The sequence below is a fragment of the Photobacterium sp. DNB22_13_2 genome, assembly GCF_052873915.1.
Map to the genome: position 1 here is coordinate 491,445 of NZ_JBNNXU010000001.1, position 23,783 is coordinate 515,227.

Here is a 23,783-nt window from a genome sequence, read left to right on the forward strand (position 1 = left end):
TTGTTTGCTGTGCCACAGCTATATAGGACTGGGAAACACTGACATCTATGGTCTCCAGCGGTAACAATTACAAAGACAAAGTCTCTCAGCTTATCAGCTGGGGACACTGGTTCAGTTTTTTCAATATTATCGCCGCCATGCTTTTGGGGTCGCGGTATATTGTCCATTCCGAGTGGCCAGCGTCTCTGATTGGCCAATTCTACCTGCTGCTTAGCTGGGTTGGCCATTTTGGCTTTTTGGTATTCGGATTTTACATCCTGATACTCTTCCCAGCCAGTTTCCTGATCCCATCACAACGCTTGATGCGGATTTTTGCTGTGCTGGTGGCCACCACTGGCTTGACTGCATTGCTGCTCGACACCCATGCCTACGAAACGCTGGAGCTTCACCTGAGCCCTCTGGTATGGGATTTGCTGCTGAGCGGAGAACGTACCGAGCTCAATGCTCGCTGGCAATATCTGTTTATTACCGTTCCAGTAATATTCCTGTTCCAGCTCGTGCTTTCTGAGTGGCTGTGGCGCAAACTCAGAAAACTTACCCGCAAACACGTCGGGATACCTATCGCAACGGTCTTTGGGATCTGCTTTATAAGTAGCCATTTAATGTACATCTGGGCGGATGCCAATTTGTACCGTCCCATCACCGCACAACGATCTAATTTCCCGCTGTCCTACCCAATGACAGCGAAAACCTTCATGGAAAAGCATGGCTTGCTTGACCGTGAAGAATATGCCGAACGCCTCAATGCCCAGGGGGTGGAAACCAGTGAACAGCTGCGTTACCCACTGGAGAAAATGACATTCGATGACCCAGGTACTGGCAAAAACCTGTTAGTCGTGGTGATTGATGGGCTACGAAGCGATATGGTCGAGGCAGAAACCATGCCTTACCTGTCAGCTTTTGCCACCCAAAATATGGATTTCGAGAACCACTACAGCAGTAGCAACGAAAATACGGCAGGTATTTTTGGCCTGTTTTATGGTTTGCCAAGCAGCTATATCAACAGTGCCCGTTCGAGCAATACCAAACCACTGCTCGTCAGCACCCTTGAAAAACGTGGGTACCAATTCGGCTTGTTCGGCGGCGATAATCTCAGCCAAGACCCGATTTATACCGAAGCTATCTTCAACGGCCTTGCGCTGGAGGAAATAACCGGTACCAGTCAAGATGCAGAAGCGGTGGATAACTGGGCTTCATGGCTTGAGTCTGAAAAGACCAATTCCCCATGGTTTAGCTATATCGAGCTAACCTCAGTACAAAACTTTGAGGAAGGCGGTGATTACTCACCAAAATTTGAACCGTCACTGGGCTCGAGTAATATCTCGGGCCAGAACACGAATCTGATTTTGAAAAATAGCTATCGTAATGCCGCCTATTTTATTGATGAGCAGCTGATCCGTATTTTTGACCACTTAGTCAACCAGCAGTTGATGGACGATACCATTGTCATTATTACGGCCAATCACGGAACAGAGTTCAACGAAACCGGGAGCAATAGCTGGGGTGCCAACAGTAACTACAGCCAATATCAATTAAAAGTGCCATTGGTGATCCATTGGCCCGGCAGTGTCTCGTCAGTGAGCGATAGGCTAACCAGCCACCTCGATCTCGCGCCAACGCTGATGGAGTCGCTTTTAAATACCACCACGCCTGCGACTGCCTACAGCAGTGGGAACAGCTTGTTTAGCAATTCGACCAAGCGTCGCTGGATTTTGGCAGGTAACGAGAAAGATATCGTGATGATCCAGCCTGAGTCCACCACCGTTATCGATAAATACGGTAACTACATGGTGTATAATCAAGACTATAAACGGTTGGATTCAGCTAAGCCTAAACTCTCCACACTGATGCAAGCAATGCACGAGATGAAACGCTTTTACAAAGCTGACTAATCACAGATCAACAAATGAAGAGGGCAGCCATTGGCTGCCCTTTTTTGTATTCGCGGTTATTAGCAATTCATTATAAATAATCTTTATTGTCGGCATAGCATTGCTCGTAGCCATCCTGCCAGCCATAAGCATATTTTTCCTCGACCTCCATTCTTTCGGGATCTTGGCGAAACCCCTCCAAATGCGTCGCTGGTTCATTCGTACGGCTGTAACACCCATCTTGGTAGCCATCAAGATATGGCCGGGTAAAGCCCAACTCGGATAACGTTTCATGCCGGGTATCTGCACAGCCGACAAGTATCAAGACCATGAAAGCAATACCCATAGAATTTGGTGAAAAGATCATAAATATCCATATATGAATATAAACACCTAAAATGTAGTGGAGCACACCTCTTTGGCCTGTCTTAGATCCGATACTTCCGCTATCTTATATCTCAAAGCAGTGTATCAAGGACAATAAAATGAGTAAGACTGTCTTAATAACCGGTGCAAACCGTGGTGTGGGACTGGCTCTCACCGTGGCCTATCTAGAGGCTGGCTGGCAGGTGTACGCCAGTTGCCGCGACATTGCCAGCGCAAGTGAGCTGACCCGCCGGCAAAATATATTTCCTCACCTATCCATCGTAGAGCTGGATGCCACCGACCATGAAGCGGTTTTACACCTAGCGCAATCAATGGAAACCACTAGCCTGGATCTCCTTATTAATAACGCAGGGTATTACGGCCCCAAAGGATACGGCTTTGGTAACACCGATGTCGATGAATGGCGGAAGGTATTTGAAATCAATGCGATTGCGCCGTTAAAAATTGCAGAAGCTTTTTATCCCCAGCTAAAACAAGGCTCTCCCGGTGTTATTGCTTGTATCTCCTCAAAAGTTGGTAGCATGGCCGAAAACACCAGTGGAGGCGGTTATATCTACCGCTCTTCCAAGGCAGCACTCAATTCTGTGGTCAAGAGCCTATCCAACGATCTGCAGCCTGAAGGCATAATTACTGTTGCCTTGCACCCGGGTTGGGTACAAACCGAGATGGGCGGGCCGAATGCACTTATCGAGGCGCAGGCATCCGCCGCTGGCCTTAAGAAAGTCATCGATAACCTCACCCCGGCCGATTCTGGTTTGTTCATGGATTATCAAGGTAATTACTTACCTTGGTAAACTATTCACCTTGGTATGCCCGACGTTACCTTGGTCGCCCAAAGTGGTGATGACTTAGCCACATACCATTTCTACAATCTCTCTTACTTTTAGCTGGCTGAGTAATTAGCCAGTTACACCTAGCCGTGTAGTTCGTCGCATTTTCAAAAACCAATCCATCAAAAAGCGCCAATTTGCTGTATTCATAAGCCTTTTATCGCAAAAATTTCGTAACAATAGTATGAAACAAACTGCGTTTACGGCTTTATAAGCCCATAGTCCATGCCGAATACACAACTTCAGGGACACCTAGAGTGCTTCAATGCGGTTATGTAACAAATCAATATCCAAACTAATTGGGAAGGTCACTTGGCTCAAGGTTCTCACATTCAAGACTTTTACGACCGGGTACTCTCCCTCTCAGGAAAGTCACACGGTTTAAGGGCAACCTGTGAACAAATCTGCAGAAACCTTCTGCTGAGCTTTTCCGTGCAAGATGCCACCTTGGTCATCGCAGACGACTCTGAATGGAAAGTTCTACTGACCATGGGTAATGCAGGGATCAAATACCTATCCCCGCCAATTAAATACCAAGAAAACAAGATATTACCATTTGATCGGGTCACTCAAGCCGTGCAGCTACAAGTGGCCACCATTACCGAATTAGACAATGCCTATCGCCTTTCCCTCCCGTTAGAGAAACGTTCGAGGATAATCGGCTGTTTCATTGCCGATTTTCCCAAAAATGAGGTCCCTAAACAGTTTACAGCCAAGGACTTCAATCTTCTGGGCGTTTTGTTAGCATCTGAACTCAATACCTCGATGACCGATGCTATCATCCAAGATGAGCACAGTGGTCGGCGTATTGCAGAGCGGGAGCTTAAAATTCGTCAGCACGAGCAGCACAGCTTGCAGAAACAGCTCCAAGCCCTGCATGATATCTCGTTCAGGCTATGGCGTGCCGACTCTATCGACAACATGTTGTTTACTGCCGTTGACGAGGCCAAAAAGCAACTCAACATCGACAGAATGGCGATATTCCTGTTCAAACCTGGCAACCGGATGCAGGGCACTTATGGTTCTGATATATACGGTAAAACAGTTAATGAATATTATTTTGAGACACAAATCCCCGACCTATGGTTTTCAGTCCATGCCTTGCAGAAAAATGAAGAATATCTGGCGATAGAAGAAAACACCCCGCTGTACCATAACCTCAAGGTGGTTGGGTTTGGCTGGAGTGCCTATATTTCACTGTGGGATGAAGATACACCGATCGGTTGGATTGCCTGTGATAACTTGCTCAGCGGAATGCCGCTGCCTTCCCATTTGCATCAGCTACTCAAACAGTTTGCCTTCATTGTCTCCCAGCACTTGGTCAGGCGCCAAGCAGAAGAGAAGCTTATCCAGCTCAATACCGAGCTGGAACTAAGGGTTGCAGAGCGAACCCAAGCGTTGCAACAGGCCAACGAAAAACTAGAAAAAGTATCCCGTGAAGACCCACTAACTCAAGTGGCCAATCGGCGCCAGTTTGACGAACGTTTTTTGGATGAGTGGCGACGGGCCGAACGACATAGCCTACCAATTTCGCTACTTATTATTGATGTTGATCACTTTAAGGACTACAACGACAGCTTCGGCCATGCTGCAGGCGATCAGTGCTTAAAAATTATTGCTACGACGCTTGCCCCGCTGGAACGGCGGGCGGGCGCGCTTTTTGCCCGCTACGGCGGCGAAGAATTTGTCTTGCTACTGCCTGGCCAAGACCAACATGCGGCGCAATATGCTGCCGAACGGGCACTGGAAGCGATCAGGGAACTTGCCCTGCCGAGGGAAACACAACAACCTGGCACCGACGATATTGTCACCATCAGTATTGGCGGATGCACCCTCATACCTTCAGGCAACAGCTCAGCCGAGACCTTCTTTAAGTTAGCTGATAGTGCACTCTACGAAGCGAAATCCTGCGGGCGTAACCAGTTTTTTATGACTTGCGACATGCCCGAAGATCCCCATTAATCACTATTTGTTCGCGGCACGTCGGCGAGGAGCTCGAGTTTTCCCGGGTGCAGAGTTCCCCGAAGCGGCCTTTCCACTACTGGTGCCAGCAGACTTACGGCTTCCCTTGCTGCCACCTTTGCTATAACGGCGCTTCTTAAAGGGTTCTGGAGACTTCAAGTCACGCAGGCTCTGAGGAACCTCACTGGTTTTCACCTTTTCCATCAACTGTGTTACCTGTACTTCCAGCGCATCCATGAAAGGCTTGTAGGCGCACTTTTTATCGGCCATATCCTGCAATTGGTGCTCCCAGTGTGCAGTCATATCAGGATAAGTCGCCTCATCCGGCAAGGCATAGATCAATCCCTTGCCAGCCTCGGTCGCATGGATGCTTTTTCCTTGCCGCATCAACAGTTGTCTTTTAAACAGGATATCGAGGATCCCGGCACGGGTTGCTTCAGTACCGAGGCCGTCGGTATCGCGAAGGATTTTTTTCAGCGAGCTATCAGAAACAAAGCGGGCGATCCCCGTCATCGCCTGTAACAAGGTTGCTTCAGTAAAAGCTTTTGGCGGTTCGGTCATCTTGTCCAGGATTTCACCATCACGACAGGTCAATACCGTTCCCTTTTCAAGCGGAGGGACTTTATCGGCCAAGTCAGCCTCTTTATCTGCCGGATCATCCCTCCCCAACAACGTACGCCAACCCGCAGACATTAACTGCCGGCCACGAGCAATAAACAGCCCGCCGGTAATGGTGAATTCCAACTTGGCCTCGCTGTATATCGCCGCCGGGTAAAACTGCATCAGGTATTGCCTTGCGATCAGCTGATATACCTTCTGCTCACCGCCACTGAGGCTAGCGCTATTGACTGATTTAGGGGTCGGAATAATCGCGTGGTGTGCATCGACTTTTTTATCATTCCAGGCTTTTGATTTCAGGCTAGTATCTGCGCCTGCCACCGCTTTGCTCAACGGGTTATCTGTATTGGCAATCGCTTGGCAAACATCCCCGGCCTGCTTGAAATGATCTACTGGCAGATAGCGGCTATCAGAACGTGGATAGGTGATGATTTTGTGCTTCTCATACAATGACTGACAGGTGGCTAGAACATCAGCGGCACTCATGCCAAAACGCTTGGCGGCATCAATCTGAAGGGCCGACAGGGAATAAGGTAAAGGAGGAGCCTGGCGGGTTTCCTTGCGCTCAGACGCTGTGACTTCTGCGGGCTGGCCTTTTATTCGGCTAACCACGTTTTCACAAAGTTTGCGGTTCAGGATCCGGCCATCTTCATCCTGCCAAGGTTTGCACGACTCACTCGGCTTCCATCTCGCCCGAATCTCTTGCTGCTGGTAAGGGATCAAGGCAAACAGCTCATAGAAGGGCTTCGGTACAAAATTGGCAATCTCATCATCGCGACGAGTCACCAAGCCCAATACCGGTGTCTGTACTCGACCAACCGATAACACACCTCGGTAGCCTCCTTTCTGGCCAAGCAGGGTATAAGCGCGCGTCATGTTCATGCCATACAGCCAGTCGGCACGGGATCGGGCCAGCGCTGATACTGATAGCGGAATAAAATCGCGGTTACTACGCAGTTTCCCCAGCGAACGCTTCACCGCGGCAGGGTTGAGATCTGAAATCAGAAGCCGTTGCATTGCTGCCTTTTTGCCTTGGGCTAACTTGACATAATCAATCACCTCATCCACCAGCAACTGCCCTTCCCTGTCCGGGTCACCCGCGTGGATCACTTCCCCAGCTTGCTTGCAGAGTTTCCTTACTACACCTAACTGCTTCTTGGCCGTTTTACGGGGCGATAGCTGCCATTGCTGCGGTACTATCGGCAAGTCGAGTATATTCCACTTTTTATATTTCTCGTCATAAGCATCCGGCTCGACTTGTTCGAGCAAGTGACCAATGCACCAAGTGACAATATCACCGTTGCCCGCTTCAATATAACCGTCATGGTTCTTGTGGGGCCGAGGCAACACAGCGGCAATGGCACGCCCTAGGCTGGGCTTTTCTGCAATATATAGACGAGGCATAGTTGGAATTCAGTTGAATAACGTTGGCAAGTATTGGCTGAACTATAAGAAAAAAGCGCGGAGAGAACAAGAAAATACTGGATATAGATACAGGTTTGGAGTAAATAAAATCGAGTCCAGTCGCTAGGTACTACTGGACTCGTGTTTAAGAGATTAGCTGCTGTTTTCTATCAGCCAAGCTTTAACATCGGCGTATTCGCCACGATAAGCAATACGGTCTGCCTTCTTGCTTAGCTGGTAAGTATACATCGGATCGTAGTACTGCTCGAGCAACAAGCTGAGCCAGTCATAATGACCAGACAGTTCACCACTGGACTGCATGACCTTGACGGCCTGTTGCTGCACCAATAGCAGCTCTTCATAGCGCTGGAAGCCAAGGCGCTTGCGGATACTGAACATACCTCGCTCAAGATACTGGGCAAAACGCTCCCATCCTTCCTGCTCACCGAATTCAGTACAGTAATCACGCTGCATCCTTACCACGTAGTCTTCCAGCAAACGTTCGAGTCGAACATCAAGCGGATCATCAACAATCGCTATCGGCGCATCCTGCATAGCCTGGATAATAGGCAAAGGTACACCGACCGAGCCAATGATCTTCCCTTCATCTTCATAGACAAAATGCGACACGCCAGCGGCTTGCTTTTTAAGCATGGATATCGCCAGCACATTTTCGAAATTAATCTGGGTACGCTGGGCTGATACGTAGCGGCCAAATGATGAACCACGGTGATTCGCCGCACCTTCCAAATCGATACCATTGGTAAGCTCATTGACCATGATCGTCTTGCCGCAACCCGTATTGCCGCCAATCAGGGTCATCGGCTTAGTCGCTACGTCATCGATAATCTCGAGCAAGAAACGTCGTAACGCCTTGTAACCTCCCTCGACAAACGGATAATCAATACCCACTTCTTTCAGCCACTGTTGGGTAATGCGCGAGCGTAAGCCGCCGCGGAAACAGTACAGGTAACCATTTGGGTTTGCCTCACAGAATGCTTTCCACTGCGCGACACGCTCGGCTTTGACCTCGCCGTTGACCAATTCATGACCGAGGGCAATCGCCGCTTCCTGGCCTTGTTCTTTATAACAAGTCCCCACCGCTTTGCGCTCTTCGTCTTGCATCAAAGGGAGGTTAAGAGAAGAAGGATACGCACCTTGTGCAAATTCCACCGGCGCACGCATATCCATCAGTGGGGTATCGTTGATGAACAGCTGGCGGAAATCTTGGCAATTAGGACGCGACATATTTAGCAGATCTCAATCAGTACAGTGTCATCGGCTGCAGCTGCAACCAGCTCACCGATAGCATTGAGTTCAATGTCATGTTGCTGTGCCAAGGCTTTGACCTCAGCTTCTGCATCAGGCGCCACAGCCAGTAGCAGACCACCAGATGTCTGCGGATCGCAAAGTAGGGCTTTTTGCTGATCAGTCATGCATCCCAAACGGTGACCGTAGCTGGCAAAATTGCGTTCAGTACCACCCGGTACACAACCTTGCTCGATGTAATCAAATACGCCCGGAAGGCTCGGTACCTGTGCGAAATCAAGTTTGGCTTTCAGACCGCTGCCTTCACAAATTTCATTAAGGTGCCCCATCAAGCCAAAGCCAGTCACGTCAGTCATGGCTTTCACGCCTTCAACGTTAGCAAAATCAACACCGGGTTTGTTCAATTGACACATCCAGTCACGAGCCAAACCATGGTGTTCATCAAGCAACTTGGATTTTTTCTCTGCGGTTGTCAGCACACCAATACCAAGTGGCTTGGTCAGATAAAGCTTACAGCCCGCTTCCGCTTGGTTGTTACGTTTCACACGGTCTGTATCGACTATACCGGTTACCGCCAAGCCGAAAATTGGCTCAGGCGCATCTATCGAGTGACCACCCGCCAATGAAATTCCTGCTTCACGGCAAACTGCACGACCGCCTTCAATCACTTGCTGGGCAATTTCAGGCGCCAGTACATTGACCGGCCAGCCAAGGATAGCAATGGCCATGATAGGCTTACCGCCCATGGCGTAGATATCACTAATTGCATTGGTTGCCGCAATACGGCCAAAGTCATACGGGTCATCAACAATCGGCATAAAGAAGTCTGTAGTACTGACCACTGCAGTACCATTGCCAAGGTCGTATACCGCGGCATCATCCTTACTTTCATTGCCCACTAACAGGTTAGGATCGGCAAACGGAGCGAGCTGCGTTCGTAGAATTGTATCAAGAACTTGAGGAGAGATTTTACAACCACATCCTGCTCCGTGGCTGTATTGAGTTAGGCGAACATTTTCCATGACACGCTCCGATAATTTTACAAGAGCGATGGATTCTACTCCTGCTGCCAGATCCTGTCATCAACCTGGATCAAAAAGGGAAGCCTATTAGCTCCCCCCTCTTTAATCAATCAAATAGCGGCTACAGGTATTCGACATATTGGGTAAGATCCCGCTCTGGCGCTTTTGCATCGCGGCAACCGGGCGTTCCCAGATACAGAAAACCGACAATCATATCATCTCCCTGTATCCCCAGAGCCTGTCTCACAACAGCGTGATAGGCCCATTTTCCGGTACGCCAGAATCCGGCAAATCCCTGAGCAACCGCCGCTAGCTGCATCGCCTGCACCGCACACCCTGCCGATAGATACTGCTCTATCACCGGCACCTTGACATGTTCAGAGACTTTAGCCACCACTGTTATAACCATCGGAGCCCTAAAAGGGGCTTTGCCCGCTTTCTGCAAGGTAAGTTCATCAGCACCCTCACTGTTCGCGGCTTCGACAAAAATATCAGCAAGCTTTTGTCGACCATCGCCTTGAGAGCAGCCCTCTTGAGAAACAATAAACCGCCAAGGCGTCAGACCAGCATGGTCCGGTGCTCGCAGTCCAGCACGGAGAATAGCGTCCAATGCTGCTCCCTGTGGCGCTGGTGCCACCATTTTTGGCAGCGACCGACGGTTGAGCAATAAGGAAAGTGCGTCCATAACAACCTCAGGATGATAATTATTCTTGTGAAGACGATAGCATAGTTTTGATACGGAAAGTCCATGGTAAGCACGCGGGATTATGGAGTTGAGCTCCTAGAACCTAGATTCTGGTTCCTAGAGAGCAAGGAACATGCTTTGCTCTTCCTAGGAACTAGGATCCAGGAACTCGTTTCTGATGTTAAAGCTTCGCCGCCAGCTCAACCCCTTGGCGGATCACCCGCTTAGCATCAACCTCGCCAGCAACATCGGCACCACCAATCACATGGACATTGATGTTCTTGGCCTTGAGCGCATCGGAAAGTTCATCCACCGACGTCTGCCCGGCACACAGAACGATATGGTCTACATCCAATACCCGCGACTGGCCTTCGACAGTAATATGTAACCCTTCATCATCAACTTTGTCATAACCCACTCCGCTGAGCAGCTCAACGCCACGTTTTTCCAACACTTTCTTATGGATCCAGCCAGTCGTCTTACCCGGTCCCTTACCCATTTTGCCCGGACGACGCTGCATCAACCACACCTGCCGCTGGCTGACATACTCTTCATGCGGATACAGACCACCAGCATGTTCAATCGACTTGTCAATTCCCCAGTCTTTCAGCCAGTCGTCCAAGTTCTGGTGTTCAGGCTCTGTCAGCATCGTAGACACATCAACACCGATACCACCGGCACCTATCACCGCAACTCGCGAACCCAACTCGACCTTGTCACGGATCAAGGTCTGGTAATCAACCACCTTTTCATGGTCGATACCCGGGATAGGCGGACGGCGCGGCTGAACACCGGTAGCAACAATCACTTCATCATAGCCTTGCAGCTCATCTACCGAGACCGCCTGACCTAACTTCACATTCACGCCGGTTTGCTCAAGACGACGACTAAAATAACGGATCGTTTCTTTGAACTCTTCTTTGCCCGGGATCTGCATCGCCAGATTGAATTGACCACCAAGGTAGTCATTTTTCTCGAATAAATCGACGGTAAAGCCCCGCTCGGCAGCTGCAACCGCTGTTGCCATGCCAGCAGGCCCTGCCCCGACCACCGCAATACGGCGCTGACCCGCCGCCGGAGACAGTATCAACTCAGTCTCATAACACGCCTGCGGGTTAACCAAACAGCTGGCACGCTTACCAACAAACACATGATCCAGACAGGCTTGATTACAACCAATACAGGTATTGATGTCATCCGCCCTGTCTTGCTCTGCCTTCATCACAAAGTCTGGGTCGGCAAGGAATGGCCTTGCCATTGACACCATATCGGCTTGACCAGTGGACAGAATATCTTCAGCCACTTGTGGGGTATTTATCCGGTTACAAGTCACCAAAGGAATAGAAACTTCAGACTTGAGCTTTTCAGTCACCCACGCGAAGGCTGCTCTTGGCACCTGGGTAGCGATGGTCGGGATCCTAGCTTCGTGCCAGCCAATACCGGTATTGAGAATCGTCACACCGGCTTGTTCTAACTGCTTGGCAAGCAACACCACTTCCTCGTGAGTACTGCCTTGTTCAACCAAATCGAGCATCGACAAGCGGAAAACAATAATGAAATCGCGACCAACCCGTGCGCGTACCGCCTTGACCAATTCAAGGGGGAAGCGCATACGATTTTCATAACTGCCGCCCCACTCATCGTAACGGTGATTCGATCGTTTACAGATAAACTGGTTGACTAGGTACCCTTCCGACCCCATCAATTCGACTCCGTCATACCCCGCCTCTCGAGCCAACTCCGAACTGCGGGCAAAGGCCTCTATGGTTTTATTTATTTGTCGGGTACTCATTTCTTTGGGCGTAAATTTTGAAATAGGCGCCTTAATTGCCGAAGCACTGACGGCAAAAGGATGCATGGCATAACGACCAGCATGGAGCAGCTGCAAGGCTATTTTCCCACCCTCTTGATGCACGGCATCGGTGATCACACGGTGCGCCCTGGCGGCGCGACCCGAACTAAATTCAGCACTTAGTGGGTGAAGACGACCGCGGAAATTCGGTGAGAAACCGCCGGTAACAATGAGACCGACACCGCCCTTGGCCCGGGCTGCGTAGAAAGCCGCCAACTTTTTGAATCCATCACGGGACTCTTCCAGACCAGTATGCATCGATCCCATCAACACACGATTACGTAATTGAGTGAAACCAAGCTCTAGCGGCGCTAACAGATGAGGGTAAGATTTATCGTCCATGGCTTCCATTCTTTATGTTGTTATGGTCTGACCAGTATACGAAGCAGTCAAACATATTTCAAACAATCGTTTACATAAACGCAACAATATATTGATTTAGATCTAACTCTTTGTATAAAAATACTCCGTCATCATTTTACTGATGACTATCACGCATTTGTTGGTTAAGTCTTTCACCTAATTCTATTACTTACTGTAATTCCTTGATTAGTCGGTTAGCATATAGAACTAAATCAGTATTATTACGTCCAATCTTCTATAAATAATGAAAGAAGCAGGCCACTGGCCCTTGCGAAAAATCAGGAACCTTCATGAAAGTGATCTTTAAAGGAATTGGAAAACTCTTCCGTTGGATATGGAAACTAATCAGCTTTACTCGCCAGCTGATCATCAACCTACTTTTCCTCATCATCATCGGTGCGCTTTTCTTTGCCTTTACCGAAAGCGGTAAAGAACCAGAGTTACCGGAGCAGGCAGCATTAGTCTTAGACCTTTCAGGGCCAATCGTCGAACAACGGACCAATACAAGTCCGCTAGATAGCCTCACCAGCAGTGCCTTTGGTAATGAACAGACGCAAGAAAACGTGTTGTTCGACATTGTCGACACCTTGCGTACCGCAGCCACTGACGAGCGTATTACAGGACTGGTCCTCAATCTCCGTGACATGCAAGAGACTAACCTGACCAAGCTGCGTTATATCGCCAAAGCGCTAGAGGAATTCAAACAATCAGGCAAACCGGTCTATGCTATTGGCGATCATTACAAGCAAAGCCAGTACTACCTGTCGAGCTACGCCGATAAAATCTTCATGTCACCTGATGGTGGTGTGATGCTAACCGGTTATGGCACCTACACCCTTTACTACAAGAGCCTGTTCGAGAAACTGGACATCAACACCCATGTCTTCCGTGTCGGTACCTACAAATCTTTCGTCGAACCTTACACCTTGGACGGTATGTCTGACGAAGCCCGAGAGGCAAACACCGCATGGCTCAACCAGCTTTGGGGGGCTTACACTTCTGATGTTGCCAGTAACCGCCAGATTGTAGCCGGCACACTAACACCAGAGCTTGAGCAGTTTGTAATCGAGCTGAAAAGTGTCGATGGTGACTTTGCCAAGCTGAGTAAAAAGATGGGCTTAGTCGATGAACTGGTCAACCGCCCGCAACTTCGCCAGCAGCTTGTGGATGCCTTTGGTGAAAATGACGATCACAGCTTCAACCAAATTAGCTACTACGATTACCAGCCAACAATTGGTGATATCCAGCTACCGAGCGACAACCAAATTGCTGTTGTGGTAGCCAGTGGTGCCATCATGGATGGCACCCAACAGAGAGGTAACGTAGGTGGCGACACAACAGCAGCCCTGCTGCGTGAAGCTCGCCTTGATGACAAAGTGAAATCGGTTATCCTTCGCGTCGATAGTCCAGGTGGCAGCGCCTTTGCTTCTGAAGTGATCCGCAATGAAGTTGATGCCCTGAAGGCGGCAGGTAAACCAGTTGTGGTCTCAATGTCGAGTGTCGCGGCATCTGGCGGTTACTGGATTTCGGCCTCTGCTGACAAAATCATGGCCCAGCCAACCACGATCACCGGTTCAATCGGCATCTTTGCCATTCTGACCACTTTCGAGAATGGGTTGGAAAAAATGGGGATCTACAGCGATGGTGTTGGCACAACCCCATTCACTGGAGTAGGTGTTACCCGCGAGTTGCCGCAAGGCATTGCCGACATTTTCCAGCTTGGTATCGAAAACGGTTACCAGCGTTTTATCGGCTTGGTCAGCCAATACCGAGGCATGACCCTTGAGCAAGCAGATAGCGTTGCACAAGGTCGAGTATGGACAGGCAAAGATGCCTTAGCCCTTGGCTTGATTGACGAACTCGGGGACTTTGATGATGCCATCACCAGTGCTGCAGAACTGGCTACACTGGGTGAAGACTATGAGGTTCGCTGGATGGCCAAGCCATTGAGTACAGCCGAGATGTTCATGCAGCAATTCAGCTCTGAAGCCAAGGTATTCTTCCACCAGTTAGTCTGGGGAGAGTTGCCAGAAGCTATGCAGCCAGTTACACAAAAAGTTGTAACAGACCTTTCTACCCTTGGTAACTTCAATGATCCAAAAGGGCAATATTCCTTCTGCGTAAATTGCCCAGATCTATAAAAGTGAGATCAGCCCGGCGTCGCCGGGCTTTTTTTACGCTACATACCCCGTATAATGCGCCCACCAAACCGATAATTCTGTACCTTCATATGGAAAGAAAACACATTTACATCGCCTACACTGGCGGCACAATTGGTATGCAGAAGTCAGACCATGGCTACGTACCAGTTGCTGGTTTTATGGAACAGCAATTGGAAAGCATGCCAGAATTCCATCGTGCAGAAATGCCAAAGTTCACCATCCACGAATACGATCCCCTGATCGATTCGTCGGATATGACGCCAGCGGATTGGCAGCGCATTGCTGATGATATTAAAGCGAACTACGACAAGTACGACGGTTTTGTGATCTTGCATGGTACGGATACCATGGCATACACCGCCTCAGCCTTGTCTTTCATGTTCGAAAACCTCGACAAGCCAGTGATTGTCACCGGATCGCAGATCCCGCTTGCGGAGCTGCGCTCTGACGGCCAGAGTAACCTACTCAACGCCCTTCACGTCGCGGCAAACTACCCGATCAATGAAGTCACTGTGTTCTTCAATAACAAACTGATCCGTGGTAACCGCAGTACGAAAGCTCATGCAGACGGATTCGGTGCCTTTATTTCACCAAACCTACCGCCATTGCTAGAAGCCGGTATCAACATTCAAACGAATAATGTTGAAATCGACAAAAAGCCCGAAGGGCCTTTCAAGGTTCATAACATCACACCTCAACCGATTGGCGTGATCACCATGTACCCGGGGATCTCACCAGAGGTAATCCGCAATACCCTCCGCCAACCAGTCAATGCCATGATCCTGCTGACATTTGGTGTGGGGAATGCCCCGCAGAACAAAGAATTGCTGGATCAGCTAAAAGAAGCGAGCGAGCGTGGTGTTATCGTGATGAACCTTACCCAATGTCTATCAGGTAAGGTCAACATGGGCGGCTATGCAACAGGCTGTGCCCTTGCCGATGCCGGTGTCCTTAGTGGATATGACATGACGCCAGAGGCCGCACTGGCCAAGCTACATTTCCTTCTGAGCCAAGATCTACCAGTAGAAAACGTACGCAGTCTAATGCAACAAGATTTGCGAGGCGAGCTAACGCTCTAATCCTCAATCTCGCGACAAAAATAAATATAAACGGCAGCCATTGGCTGCCGTTTTTTCTAGTTCTTCCCGCATAAACAGCAACTCGGCTACACTTTGACTATTCCTGTCAGCGAAAGGCCGTACGTACATTATGATCCTACATGGCTCCTCTATTTCACCCTTTGTCAGAAAAATCATGTTGGCCCTTGCCTATAAAGGGATCACCTATGAGCTGCAGCCGCTTAATCCCTATGTCGAAAAAGAACTAGCCCAAAAGCGCCACCCGTTGGGAAAAGTTCCCGTATTGGAAATTGAGCAACACAGCATCATGGACTCCACGGTTATTGCCCATTATCTGGACGACCAATACCCTGTCCCGCCGTTGTACCCCGGAGATGCGATCACGAGAGCCAAAATCCGTTGGCTGGAAGAGTATGCCGATACCCGCCTCACATCGCTCATTGGCGGGGTATTGTTCTACCAAAAAATACTCAGGGGCAAGATGCTGGATAAAGATGTCGATGAAGAAGCCGTCGAGCAATGCCTCGAAATTCACCTACCAAGGGCAATACAATACCTAGAAGAGCAGCTACCAGAACAAGATTACATCGGTAATCACCTGTCGATGGCAGAAATAAGCTTATGGAGCGTATTACGGAGTGGTTGGATGGCAGGGTTGAGGTTTTCGCATTACCCGCGGTTAGAAGGCTACCTATCGCGTATTGAGCAAGAGCCCTGGGTTGCCAATCTGGTTGGCGAGGAAGACCACGAGTTATCAGGCTTCTATTGCCCGCCCGTGGTACTCGCCAGCATCAAATAGTGCAGCTAGTGTATGGAGCTACAACTCAAAGTTGGTCGTGGTCAAAGCGAGCAATATCGTCTGCCGTCATTTCAGCGCTTGCGGCATTGTCGCTTGCAAATTCCTTTTTCAGCTCTGCCTTCGATTTAAATTTTATCTCTCCCCCTTTTTCAACCGTCATGTGGGCAGCATCGGCATTGTGACGTGACTGGTATAACATTACCGCCTGCATTGAAGAGTCGCGCTGTTCAGGGGTCAAGGCCGTTCCATCGGGCCACTTTCCCGTTTCAACTGCAGTTGCTAGCCGTTGGTACACTTCTGGGGTCATGGCGTTGAGCAAAGTTTCAAGATCCATCGCGATTCACTTTTTCCATTTAATATTGTCGTTGCCCGCAGTAATAACAGTTTCTATTAAAGCTCGCCAAGGATACGTCGATAAACTGCTTGGGGGATCACACTGCTGAAAACCGGCGGCCCGCCGCAATCTTTTATCTCTTTTTTGATAAACTCGTTAGTTAAGATCACCTTTACCGAAGTCACTGAAAAGCCAAATGAGAAAAGCCACGTTAAAACTTATCCTACTGCTGGCCAGCATTGCATTCCTTAGTGGTTGCTTTGAACGCCATCGCTCGACCGACAGTTTATGTCAGGCAGAGCCGCAGCTTTGTGCCGATACCAACCTCAATGATGGTCAGTGCCGCCTGCAACGGGTCAACCTCATTTGGCAACGATACGATGTGTTGAAAGATCCAACCGACAAAGAAAAATTTAAAGAGCTGCAATATACCTACGATTACCAAAAGTGCCTTGAGTATGCAGCCCGGATCGAGCCCACGGAATTGAAAGAGCGTAAAACCCACCGCACACAAGCCATGCTCAGTGCCTATGACTCAATTAAGCGGCTCAACGAAGAGCTTGCTGAATCGAACGATCCTGAAATTCTATATTTCCGTTGGAGCCAAGGAGATAAAGGGGCACTGCGAAAATTCTTGAGGCTCGAGGGGTCTTCTGAAATGGAAACCCCGGAGATGCAGTTGGCGTTAGCCACCTTCTATACCTCAAAGGATCAAGAGAAAACCATCCGCCTGCTCAAACGGGCGCTTGAGCTATATTCTCGCCAACCGAAGGTAAAGCCAGAAATCCTTCAAGGCTTGGCTACTTTATCTCATCAGCAAGGCGCCACGGAACAAGCCTATCTATGGGCTAAGGTCGGAGGGGCGTTAGCAATGCCGGTTGCTAACCAGGACAAATTAAATGCGTTCTACCCGATGAGCGACGAGCGACGTAATGAATTGAATGGCCAGGCAGAGAAGATTGCCCAGGCTCTTTATGACGGTGACTTCAGCGCCAGCATGGTTGAGTAGCGCCAATCAGTAAAGAGGCTATTAGGCATTTCGCAACGACGCCCCGTATCGGATGCAGGGCGTCGCGTTGGACATTGGTATGAGTATCCAACGGATGACTACTCACCCTGCGTCTCGGTATCCATACTCTCGTTATTAAAAATTAAAGATACTGAATTAACACAATACCGCTCCCCGGTGGTTTTTGGCCCATCGGGAAAAACATGACCAAGATGACTATCGCACTGAGCACAGCGGATCTCAATCCGGTGCATGCCATGGCTGTTATCCTCTATATATCGAATCGCATCACGCTCAGCCGGCGCATCGAAGCTCGGCCAGCCACAGCCGGAATCATATTTATTGCTCGAGTGGAACAATGGGGCTTGGCAACAAGTACAACTATAAACCCCGGTTTCACGGTTGTGCAGTAGCTTGCCCGAGAAGGGCGCCTCCGTTCCTTGTTCCCGACAGATGTGATACTGCTCTTCCGACAGCTTTTCACGCCAATAAGAGTTTGATTTAACTGACATTATATTCCCTTCATTGAATTTTCACGTTATCTATCTGAAAAATGGTTGCCATTTACGTCAACTGTGGCACATACTTTCTGCTCGAAAGGATTTTACATCTTCACTGCTCATTTAAGCATATTTTGGGTGGGCTTCGTGTTGATATTAAAAGTTAATAACAGCTATGATTGATATTCATACAACTTCTGTACAAATTTGCAGCGTTGTAGTAGGAATGTAAAAAAGATCCGAACTTTTTTTTGACCTCACGCAATTTAAGTTCGTTTTTCACTTGCAGGGTCACGTTATATTCTGTAATTTTACTACCAGTTATCTTTCATTAGAAATTAAGTTGTGGAGCAACTGTAATGACTATCAAAGTAGGTATTAACGGTTTTGGCCGTATTGGACGTTTTGTTTTCCGTGCTTCTGTAGAGCGTAACGACATCGAAGTTGTTGGTATCAACGACCTAATCGACGTTGAGTACATGGCTTACATGCTTAAGTACGATTCAACTCACGGCCGCTTCAACGGTACTGTTGAAGTTGAAGGTGGTAACCTAATCGTTAACGGCAAAACAGTTCGCGTAACTGCAGAGCGTAACCCAGCTGACCTTAAGTGGGATGCAATCGGTGTTGACGTTGTTGCTGAAGCAACAGGTATTTTCCTAACTGACGAAACTGCTCGTCAGCACATCACAGCTGGTGCGAAGAAAGTAGTTCTTACTGGTCCATCTAAAGACGCAACTCCAATGTTCGTTATGGGTGTTAACCAAGATTCTTACGCTGGTCAAGACATCGTTTCTAACGCTTCTTGTACTACGAACTGCCTAGCGCCAATCGCTAAAGTTCTTAACGACAAGTGGGGCATTGAATCTGGTCTTATGACTACTGTTCACGCTACTACTGCTACTCAGAAGACTGTTGACGGTCCTTCTGCTAAAGACTGGCGCGGTGGTCGTGGTGCTTCTCAGAACATCATCCCATCTTCAACTGGTGCTGCTAAAGCTGTAGGCGTTGTTCTTCCAGAACTAAACGGCAAGCTAACTGGTATGGCTTTCCGCGTACCAACTGCTAACGTTTCTGTTGTTGACCTAACAGTTAACCTTAAAGAAGCTGCTTCTTACGACGAAATCTGTGCTGCTATGAAAGCTGCTTCAGAAGGCGAAATGGCTGGCGTTCTTGGTTACACTGAAGATGCAGTTGTATCTCAAGACTTCATCGGTGAAGTTCAGACTTCAGTATTCGATGCTAAAGCTGGTGTTGCTCTGACTGACAAATTCGTTAAAGTTGTATCTTGGTACGACAACGAAATCGGTTACTCAAACAAAGTTCTAGACCTAATCGCTCACATTTCTAAGTAATGTAAGCTTTTAGCTAGATAATAAAAGGCGACGCTACGGTGTCGCCTTTTTTGTATCTGGCTTATACCAAGCAACATAGAGTTTTGATAAACCTTGTTGGTTACAACCCCCCCTGTTCTCGGTGTGAGATAATTAATTATTAGGGTTACTCATTAGTGCAGTATCAGCCTTGAAACAATCATTTTTTAAAGCAATGATATGATCAATGGCTTGCCCTGCTCAGTCTTAATGTCTCAAGGCTTAGAAGCAACAAATCCCAGCTAAAAAATAATTACAAATTTAACAAATATTTTTTAATAGTGACACTTAATTATTAAACAAAAATAAGTATATAAATAACTGTTACTTTTACGTCAAAGTGGCAATTATTTATACATTGCTACAACCAAAGGATAGTCTGATGGATTTCAATACTCTTCCAACAGTGGCAGCCTTATCGGATGCTGTCACCATCTGTGAACACCAAGGGATCAAGATAGTAAGAATCAACCATGCCCAAGCAGAGGCCGGTATTTCTCTTCATGGCGGGCACCTGATTTGGTTCAAACCACGAGGCGAAGAAGACGTAGTTTGGCTGAGCGAAAAAGCTGAATTCGATACAGCCAAGGCGATTCGTGGGGGAATTCCTGTCTGCTGGCCTTGGTTTGGCAAAGCAGCAGCACCATCACACGGTTTCGCCCGTAACAGTGAATGGACTCTTCAGGAGCACCGTGAAAATGACAGCGGCGTTATTATCGCCCTGACACTGTCCGACTCAGAAGCAACCCGCGCTATCTGGCCGCATAAATTCCACAATGTGCTGACCTTCGAAATCGGTACAACCCTAAAAGTCTCGCTAACCTCGACCAATACGGATGATACGGCGTGGAGCTTCTCAGGTGCGCTGCACACTTATTTCAGTGTCGCAAATATCCATGATACCCACGTAACCCAAATGGGCAGCGAGTATGCAGACAGTACCCAAGCAGGGCAACTCAGCCAAGGTGGCGAGAAACTGAGCTTTGAGGGTGAAGTAGATAGCGTCTATACCCAACCAGAGCCAACGGTAATGATCCATGACGGTAATAGCCGTAAACTTGCCGTCACCAACAGCGGCCACAATGCCGCGGTGATCTGGAATCCGTGGCAAGCACTGTCAGAAAGCATGGGTGACATGGCCAACAACAGCTTTGAAACCATGGTATGTGTTGAGTCAACCATCCATAACAGCCAGAGCATAACCCTAGCGCCAGGTGAGATGCATACACTTACCACGGAAGTCAGTGTAAAACGCTAACAACCACTGCAGGGCTGGCATGTAAATCAGCATATTGAATACCTGTACGGCAGTTTGCCGGCAGGTATCTTTTCGCGCTCACGACCCGGCTGTAATACATCAAGCTAGCATCTGCGAGTTAGCTTCAATAAGTACCCAGCCATTACCATCAGGGTCTGCAAAGGTCGCAAAACGACCACCAATCAGAGTGACAATCTCCGACAGCGACACACCACGACTTGAGAGCTCATCATAAGTCGAGTGAATGTCATCTGTTTGCACCACCAGCCCCTGTACAGATCCGGCTTTCATCCCACCAAAAGGCATCACCAAACTTATTGTGGTCTCTGCCCCTTTCGGTGCCAGTTGGATCCAACGCTTATGCTTATCCGCTTGGTGGTCACGTATCAGCTCGAAGCCCAGTGCATCACGATAAAACGTCAATGACTGGCTTTGATCAGACACCGGGATCGAAACAGTATCAACACGAGAAATACTCATTAATTAGGCTCCCCCCAAATATCGGCACTTTTTTATCTTAAGCCAGAGTTTTTGATTTAGCTCTCAAAATAACTCCTTATCGCAAATTTTTGACACTTAAGCCAGACCAAAACATCACCACATAATTGCTTTGGATTTCCCGCTTTTTTGCAAAAATCAGCCTTGTAAATCCGTCATTTTGCAAAAAAGCCATCATGCACTAGCCAGCGCATCATTTGTTACCCGTTTGGAACAATGAAATCCTTTACATTCAGTAAATAACTCTGTAATGGAAATAAATTTCACCATTTATGACTGTCTATTTTTACAAGCAGGATAAGTCACAACACATCAACATTTTTGTGATTTTTTTTAAACATACCCTCTTGCAGAACCTGATTTATAGGAGGATAGTAAACAAATGAGCAAAATTTATTCAGCTTGTAAGGAACATCGAAAAAGGAAATTTAGTTTATAAACCAACAACTCAGTCAAGCACTTTAATCAGTTAGGTCTAGTCTTAAGATGTGGGGGATGTGAAAGATTTGTGTTTTCGTCCTTTCTAATTGATTAAAGAACGATTCAGGGGGCATACCATGAGTATTTTTGACCACTATCGTCAACGCTATGAAGAATCCAAGGATGAAGAGCTTTCATTGCAAGAGTTCCTTGAGATCTGCCGTAACGATCGAAGCGCTTATGTCAACGCAGCAGAACGTCTGTTGATGGCTATTGGCGAACCCGAAATGATTGACACCGCTCAAGACCCGCGCTTGAGCCGCCTTTTCTCTAATCGCGTAATTTCCCGCTATAAAACCTTTGAAGATTTTTATGGCATGGAGGAAGCGATTGAGCAGATCGTCTCCTATCTAAAACATGCCGCGCAGGGCTTGGAAGAACGTAAACAGATCCTCTATTTATTAGGTCCTGTCGGTGGGGGTAAATCATCTCTGGCTGAAAAACTTAAAAGCCTAATGCAGAAGGTTCCAGTTTATGTACTAACAGCCAATGGCGAGAGCAGTCCGGTAAACGACCATCCATTCTGCCTATTCGATAAAACTGAAGATGGAGATATCCTCAAGAAAGAATACGGTATCCCCGAACGATACCTTAACAACATCATGTCTCCTTGGGCTGCTAAGCGCCTTCATGAATTTGGTGGCGATATTACTAAATTCAAGGTTGTGAAAGTACGTCCATCCATTCTTGATCAGGTTGGTATCGCCAAAACAGAACCAGGCGATGAAAACAACCAAGATATCTCATCTCTGGTGGGTAAAGTTGATATTCGTCAGCTTGAACATTTTGCCCAAGACGATCCAGATGCCTATAGCTACTCAGGTGCACTGTGTAAGGCTAACCAGGGTTTGATGGAATTCGTCGAGATGTTCAAGGCACCATTGAAAGTGCTCCACCCGTTGCTAACCGCAACGCAGGAAGGTAACTACAACGGTACCGAAGGTCTTTCAGCCCTACCATTTGACGGCATTATCTTGGCACACTCCAATGAATCTGAGTGGCAGACATTCCGTAATAATAAGAACAACGAAGCATTCTTGGACCGAGTCTATATTGTTAAGGTTCCATACTGCTTACGCGTTTCAGAAGAAATTCGCATCTACGAAAAACTCCTGCAAAGCAGTGAACTATCAGCAGCACCTTGCTCGCCAAGCACGCTGGAAATTCTGGCCCGTTTCACTGTGCTTTCGCGCCTGAAAGAGCCAGAGAACTCGAGCCTGTACTCGAAAATGCGTGTCTATGACGGCGAAACACTCAAAGATACCGATCCGAAAGCCAAGTCTTATCAGGAATACCGGGATTATGCCGGTGTCGATGAAGGAATGGCCGGACTATCAACCCGTTTCGCGTTCAAGATCCTATCACGGGTGTTCAACTTCGATCATTCAGAAGTGGCGGCCAACCCTGTTCACCTCTTCTATGTGCTTGAGCAGCAGATTGAGCGTGAGCAATTCCCTCAAGAGCTGGCTGAGAAGTACCTTGAATTCCTCAAAGGCTACCTAACGCCGAAATACGTTGAATTTATCGGTAAGGAAATTCAAACCGCCTATCTCGAGTCTTACTCTGAGTACGGCCAGAATATCTTTGACCGCTATGTCAGCTATGCCGACTTCTGGATCCAAGATCAGGAATACCGTGACCCAGAAACTGGCCAGCTGTTCGACCGCTCAGCATTGAACAACGAGTTGGAGAAAATCGAGAAGCCAGCCGGGATCAGTAACCCGAAAGATTTCCGAAACGAAATCGTCAACTTCGTGCTCCGTGCTCGTGCCAGCAACGCAGGTAAGAACCCGAACTGGACCAGTTACGAGAAGCTGCGCACGGTTATTGAGAAGAAAATGTTCTCTAACACCGAAGAGCTACTTCCAGTTATTTCATTCAATGCCAAAACATCAACGGATGAGCAGAAGAAACATGACGACTTCGTTGCTCGTATGATGGAGAAAGGCTACACCCGCAAACAGGTCCGCCTACTTTCTGAGTGGTACCTGCGCGTTCGTAAGTCTTCATAAACTGAATGGTTGGGAT

19 protein-coding genes are annotated in these 23,783 nt (G+C 48.2%); 10 read left to right on the plus strand and 9 right to left on the minus strand.

Annotated elements, in window-relative coordinates:
- Nucleotides 1-47 precede the first annotated feature (47 nt).
- Nucleotides 48-1,892, plus strand: a complete 1,845-nt coding sequence (locus ACVA58_RS02090; protein WP_446508798.1) for a DUF3413 domain-containing protein — start codon at nucleotides 48-50, stop codon at nucleotides 1,890-1,892.
- Nucleotides 1,893-1,962: 70 nt separating this feature from the next.
- Here ACVA58_RS02090 and ACVA58_RS02095 read toward each other — a convergent pair whose 3' ends face one another.
- Nucleotides 1,963-2,238: a hypothetical protein gene (locus tag ACVA58_RS02095; RefSeq protein WP_446508799.1), complete on the minus strand. Its 276-nt coding sequence runs from the start codon at nucleotides 2,236-2,238 to the stop codon at nucleotides 1,963-1,965.
- Nucleotides 2,239-2,356: 118 nt separating this feature from the next.
- Between ACVA58_RS02095 and ACVA58_RS02100 the strand changes: the two genes are divergently transcribed.
- Together ACVA58_RS02100 and ACVA58_RS02105 are read left to right on the plus strand one after the other, a co-directional pair.
- The gene (locus ACVA58_RS02100; protein WP_446508800.1) at nucleotides 2,357-3,052 is read left to right on the plus strand and encodes an SDR family oxidoreductase; all 696 of its coding nucleotides are present in this window, start codon (nucleotides 2,357-2,359) and stop codon (nucleotides 3,050-3,052) included.
- Nucleotides 3,053-3,400: 348 nt separating this feature from the next.
- Nucleotides 3,401-5,050 carry a GGDEF domain-containing protein gene (locus ACVA58_RS02105; RefSeq protein ID WP_446508801.1) on the plus strand — a complete coding sequence of 550 codons (1,650 nt, stop codon included), beginning with the start codon at nucleotides 3,401-3,403 and terminating at the stop codon, nucleotides 5,048-5,050.
- A gap of 3 nt (nucleotides 5,051-5,053) precedes the next feature.
- Here ACVA58_RS02105 and ACVA58_RS02110 read toward each other — a convergent pair whose 3' ends face one another.
- From ACVA58_RS02110 to ACVA58_RS02130, 5 genes are all read right to left on the minus strand, one after another.
- Complete coding sequence (locus ACVA58_RS02110; RefSeq protein ID WP_446508802.1) at nucleotides 5,054-7,072, minus strand: DNA topoisomerase III; 2,019 nt, start codon at nucleotides 7,070-7,072, stop codon at nucleotides 5,054-5,056.
- 153 nt (nucleotides 7,073-7,225) lie between these two features.
- Nucleotides 7,226-8,320, minus strand: a complete 1,095-nt coding sequence (gene mnmH, locus ACVA58_RS02115) for a tRNA 2-selenouridine(34) synthase MnmH (protein WP_446508803.1) — start codon at nucleotides 8,318-8,320, stop codon at nucleotides 7,226-7,228.
- Nucleotides 8,321-8,322: 2 nt separating this feature from the next.
- Entirely contained in the window at nucleotides 8,323-9,363 is a 1,041-nt protein-coding gene (gene selD / locus ACVA58_RS02120; RefSeq protein ID WP_446508804.1) for a selenide, water dikinase SelD, read from the minus strand.
- Nucleotides 9,364-9,484: 121 nt separating this feature from the next.
- The gene (locus ACVA58_RS02125) at nucleotides 9,485-10,048 is read right to left on the minus strand and encodes an NAD(P)H nitroreductase (protein WP_446508805.1); all 564 of its coding nucleotides are present in this window, start codon (nucleotides 10,046-10,048) and stop codon (nucleotides 9,485-9,487) included.
- Nucleotides 10,049-10,229: 181 nt separating this feature from the next.
- Nucleotides 10,230-12,242: an NADPH-dependent 2,4-dienoyl-CoA reductase gene (locus ACVA58_RS02130; RefSeq protein ID WP_446508806.1), complete on the minus strand. Its 2,013-nt coding sequence runs from the start codon at nucleotides 12,240-12,242 to the stop codon at nucleotides 10,230-10,232.
- Nucleotides 12,243-12,553: 311 nt separating this feature from the next.
- Here ACVA58_RS02130 and sppA point away from each other — a divergent pair, with 311 nt between their 5' ends.
- The 3 genes from sppA to ACVA58_RS02145 all read left to right on the plus strand — a co-directional run bounded on the left by sppA (nucleotide 12,554) and on the right by ACVA58_RS02145 (nucleotide 16,303).
- Nucleotides 12,554-14,404: a signal peptide peptidase SppA gene (gene sppA / locus ACVA58_RS02135; protein WP_446508807.1), complete on the plus strand. Its 1,851-nt coding sequence runs from the start codon at nucleotides 12,554-12,556 to the stop codon at nucleotides 14,402-14,404.
- 89 nt (nucleotides 14,405-14,493) lie between these two features.
- Nucleotides 14,494-15,504: an asparaginase gene (ansA, locus tag ACVA58_RS02140; protein ID WP_446508808.1), complete on the plus strand. Its 1,011-nt coding sequence runs from the start codon at nucleotides 14,494-14,496 to the stop codon at nucleotides 15,502-15,504.
- Between the two features lie 130 nt (nucleotides 15,505-15,634).
- On the plus strand, nucleotides 15,635-16,303 hold the full coding sequence (locus ACVA58_RS02145) for a glutathione S-transferase family protein (protein ID WP_446508809.1): 669 nt from the start codon (nucleotides 15,635-15,637) through the stop codon (nucleotides 16,301-16,303).
- Nucleotides 16,304-16,328: 25 nt separating this feature from the next.
- Here ACVA58_RS02145 and ACVA58_RS02150 read toward each other — a convergent pair whose 3' ends face one another.
- Complete coding sequence (locus ACVA58_RS02150; protein ID WP_446508810.1) at nucleotides 16,329-16,637, minus strand: YeaC family protein; 309 nt, start codon at nucleotides 16,635-16,637, stop codon at nucleotides 16,329-16,331.
- Nucleotides 16,638-16,833: 196 nt separating this feature from the next.
- On the opposite strand from ACVA58_RS02150, the gene ACVA58_RS02155 reads away from it, so the two are divergent.
- Nucleotides 16,834-17,646: a DUF2989 domain-containing protein gene (locus tag ACVA58_RS02155; protein ID WP_446508811.1), complete on the plus strand. Its 813-nt coding sequence runs from the start codon at nucleotides 16,834-16,836 to the stop codon at nucleotides 17,644-17,646.
- A 98-nt stretch (nucleotides 17,647-17,744) separates the two neighbouring features.
- On the opposite strand, the gene msrB is transcribed toward ACVA58_RS02155, so the two are convergent.
- Nucleotides 17,745-18,158, minus strand: coding sequence for a peptide-methionine (R)-S-oxide reductase MsrB (gene msrB, locus ACVA58_RS02160; RefSeq protein WP_446508812.1), 414 nt, complete (start codon nucleotides 18,156-18,158; stop codon nucleotides 17,745-17,747).
- A 347-nt stretch (nucleotides 18,159-18,505) separates the two neighbouring features.
- On the opposite strand from msrB, the gene gap reads away from it, so the two are divergent.
- Both gap and ACVA58_RS02170 read left to right on the plus strand, forming a co-directional pair.
- The gene (gene gap / locus ACVA58_RS02165) at nucleotides 18,506-19,501 is read left to right on the plus strand and encodes a type I glyceraldehyde-3-phosphate dehydrogenase (protein ID WP_446508813.1); all 996 of its coding nucleotides are present in this window, start codon (nucleotides 18,506-18,508) and stop codon (nucleotides 19,499-19,501) included.
- A gap of 400 nt (nucleotides 19,502-19,901) precedes the next feature.
- Nucleotides 19,902-20,777, plus strand: coding sequence for a D-hexose-6-phosphate mutarotase (locus ACVA58_RS02170; RefSeq protein ID WP_446508814.1), 876 nt, complete (start codon nucleotides 19,902-19,904; stop codon nucleotides 20,775-20,777).
- A 99-nt stretch (nucleotides 20,778-20,876) separates the two neighbouring features.
- Here the strand turns inward: ACVA58_RS02170 and ACVA58_RS02175 are convergent, their stop codons facing one another.
- Nucleotides 20,877-21,257, minus strand: a complete 381-nt coding sequence (locus tag ACVA58_RS02175) for a VOC family protein (protein ID WP_446504814.1) — start codon at nucleotides 21,255-21,257, stop codon at nucleotides 20,877-20,879.
- Between the two features lie 575 nt (nucleotides 21,258-21,832).
- On the opposite strand from ACVA58_RS02175, the gene ACVA58_RS02180 reads away from it, so the two are divergent.
- Nucleotides 21,833-23,767, plus strand: a complete 1,935-nt coding sequence (locus ACVA58_RS02180; protein WP_255040057.1) for a PrkA family serine protein kinase — start codon at nucleotides 21,833-21,835, stop codon at nucleotides 23,765-23,767.
- Nucleotides 23,768-23,783: the final 16 nt, after the last annotated feature.

Coding starts and splice junctions, on each gene's coding strand:
- msrB (WP_446508812.1), bottom strand. CDS start 18,158: ATGTCAGTTAAATCAAACTCTTATTGGCGTGAAAAGCTGTCGGAAGAG.
- ACVA58_RS02090 (WP_446508798.1), top strand. CDS start 48: ATGGTCTCCAGCGGTAACAATTACAAAGACAAAGTCTCTCAGCTTATC.
- ACVA58_RS02095 (WP_446508799.1), bottom strand. CDS start 2,238: ATGATCTTTTCACCAAATTCTATGGGTATTGCTTTCATGGTCTTGATA.
- ACVA58_RS02125 (WP_446508805.1), bottom strand. CDS start 10,048: ATGGACGCACTTTCCTTATTGCTCAACCGTCGGTCGCTGCCAAAAATG.
- selD (WP_446508804.1), bottom strand. CDS start 9,363: ATGGAAAATGTTCGCCTAACTCAATACAGCCACGGAGCAGGATGTGGT.
- mnmH (WP_446508803.1), bottom strand. CDS start 8,320: ATGTCGCGTCCTAATTGCCAAGATTTCCGCCAGCTGTTCATCAACGAT.
- ACVA58_RS02145 (WP_446508809.1), top strand. CDS start 15,635: ATGATCCTACATGGCTCCTCTATTTCACCCTTTGTCAGAAAAATCATG.
- ACVA58_RS02150 (WP_446508810.1), bottom strand. CDS start 16,637: ATGGATCTTGAAACTTTGCTCAACGCCATGACCCCAGAAGTGTACCAA.
- ACVA58_RS02170 (WP_446508814.1), top strand. CDS start 19,902: ATGGATTTCAATACTCTTCCAACAGTGGCAGCCTTATCGGATGCTGTC.
- ACVA58_RS02175 (WP_446504814.1), bottom strand. CDS start 21,257: ATGAGTATTTCTCGTGTTGATACTGTTTCGATCCCGGTGTCTGATCAA.
- gap (WP_446508813.1), top strand. CDS start 18,506: ATGACTATCAAAGTAGGTATTAACGGTTTTGGCCGTATTGGACGTTTT.
- ACVA58_RS02130 (WP_446508806.1), bottom strand. CDS start 12,242: ATGGACGATAAATCTTACCCTCATCTGTTAGCGCCGCTAGAGCTTGGT.
- ACVA58_RS02180 (WP_255040057.1), top strand. CDS start 21,833: ATGAGTATTTTTGACCACTATCGTCAACGCTATGAAGAATCCAAGGAT.
- sppA (WP_446508807.1), top strand. CDS start 12,554: ATGAAAGTGATCTTTAAAGGAATTGGAAAACTCTTCCGTTGGATATGG.
- ACVA58_RS02155 (WP_446508811.1), top strand. CDS start 16,834: ATGAGAAAAGCCACGTTAAAACTTATCCTACTGCTGGCCAGCATTGCA.
- ACVA58_RS02110 (WP_446508802.1), bottom strand. CDS start 7,072: ATGCCTCGTCTATATATTGCAGAAAAGCCCAGCCTAGGGCGTGCCATT.
- ACVA58_RS02100 (WP_446508800.1), top strand. CDS start 2,357: ATGAGTAAGACTGTCTTAATAACCGGTGCAAACCGTGGTGTGGGACTG.
- ansA (WP_446508808.1), top strand. CDS start 14,494: ATGGAAAGAAAACACATTTACATCGCCTACACTGGCGGCACAATTGGT.